Annotated in this window: 2 protein-coding genes and 1 pseudogene; 1 reads left to right on the top strand and 2 read right to left on the bottom strand. The window is 26.6% G+C overall.

The window, feature by feature from the left end; translation table 11 throughout:
- Window positions 1-1,018, top strand: a 1,018-nt coding sequence (locus tag ACWPW7_RS23320; protein ID WP_454055637.1) for an ATP-binding cassette domain-containing protein, incomplete at its 5' end; no start/stop codon positions are given.
- Between the two features lie 161 nt (window positions 1,019-1,179).
- Here the strand turns inward: ACWPW7_RS23320 and ACWPW7_RS23315 are convergent.
- Window positions 1,180-1,566: a hypothetical protein gene (locus ACWPW7_RS23315; protein WP_454055241.1), complete on the bottom strand. Its 387-nt coding sequence runs from the start codon at window positions 1,564-1,566 to the stop codon at window positions 1,180-1,182.
- A gap of 80 nt (window positions 1,567-1,646) precedes the next feature.
- A pseudogene (locus ACWPW7_RS23310) lies at window positions 1,647-1,902 on the bottom strand (transposase); the annotation flags it as partial.

The raw sequence follows: 1,902 nt of genomic DNA, 5'->3' as shown, positions 1-1,902 counted from the left end.
TAACATATGCAAAGAGCATGATAAAATTATTAAAGAAACAGCAGATAAGAGATATGAATACGGAAAATTTAAAGTTGTTACACTTAGAATAAATGGATTTGCTGTAGATATTATTGGGGTATTTAGTTTTATTGCAGTAGGAATTCTATTTTTAAAAAATGAAATTACTATAGGCACAGGAATTGCTACATTTGGATATATTCAATGCTTTATTAACCCTATAGATGAAATTTTAAGGGATATAAATACTATAAGTTCTTTAAAGCATGTAAAATCTAAAGTGTTTACCTATATTAATGAATATGAATTTTCTAATAAAGTAAATAAGAAGAACTTTAACTCATATATAGAATTTGAAAATGTGAACATTAATTATGAAAATTTTTCAATTAAGAATTTTTCTTATAAATTTGAAAAAGGTAAAAAGTACGCTTTAATTGGGCATAGTGGGTGTGGTAAATCAACCATAGTAAATACTCTTATGAATTATAATGAATTAGATAGTGGAAGTGTTTATATTGATAATAAGAATTTAAATACATTGGATACTTCAAGTATAGTATGTTGTGTAAATCAAGATGAGCATATATTTGCAGAAAATTTTATAAACAATGTTTCAATGTTTTCCACATATAAAAATGATAAAATTAATGAAGTTGTTGATAAGTTAAACTTAAATATATTGGAAAATATAAAATATAAGGAGAATTGTCAACAATTAAGCGGAGGAGAAAAGCAAATAGTAAATATTGTCCGTATGATTAGTGCAGATACTCCAATATGTATTATGGACGAGCCTTTTTCAGCAACGGATGTAAACACAACAAAAATTTTACAGAATATTTTAATGGATATGAAAGACAAGACTATAATCATGGTCACCCATAAATTATCTCAACAACAGCTTGAACAATTTGATGAAATAATTCTTATGCACCATGGTGAAATTATTCAAAGTGGAGCATACGATGATATATTAAAGACATCGGAATTTAAAAGGTTACAAGCAATTTCTTAATAAAATGAAATTAATATAGAATTAGTAGAGTTTTGAAATAATCTTGAGATTTTGCTCTGTTTTGAACCATTGTTGATAATTAAGTATAAATCAAAGGACAAGTTCGTGCTTGTCCTTCTTGGGAGTTAATTCCCCTATTATGAATAATACTATTTATTGTTTTACACTTCGCTATTTAAATCTTTATTATTAAAATAAAAAATTATGGAGAAAACTATTAAAGCAAAGGCTGTTGCTATTATATCATTTATATCAAATGGGCTATTTAGAAATAAATCGTGGATAATTTCTGAACCTAAACTCAATAACCAAATAGTCATCGATATTGCAAGAGCGTCTTTAATTTTAAACTTTCTTTTTAATAGTGCAGAATAAATATTTTCTATTAAAAAAGCAAAAAGCCATGCTGCTGCAATATTTGGAGCGATACCTAATATAAAATTCAATACTTGAATACTATTTAGTGTTGTCTCTCTTAAAATAATTGTTCCAGTCCATGAAATTGCACCAATAACACCTAAAGTTTTAGTTGTTAAAAATTTCTTCATATGAATTCTATCTCCTTTCATTTAATTCGCAGCATATAATTAGGTACAATTCCTTTGCAAGAATAAGCAAAGAACACTTAGTTTGCTTCAATAACCTCATTAGCATGTCCTTCACCTAAAAATGTACTTATATAATCAGAAATTCTATATCTCCAAAAGAAACTTGTTGCTATATTTATTCCCACTATTTCAGCAGATTTACTTATAAAGTAGCCATTAAGCATACACTTAGCATATTTAAGCCACTTATCTAATGTCTTCTTGCTTTTAAGTTAGTAAAGTCACTAAAACTCTTCCTGTAGGTTCTACAAATGTATATTTGTTTACCATTATATT

This window comes from Clostridium sp. Marseille-Q7071 (assembly GCF_965112025.1).
Note: the sequence above shows the minus strand (reverse complement) of the source record. Positions and strands in the feature narration are given on the sequence as shown.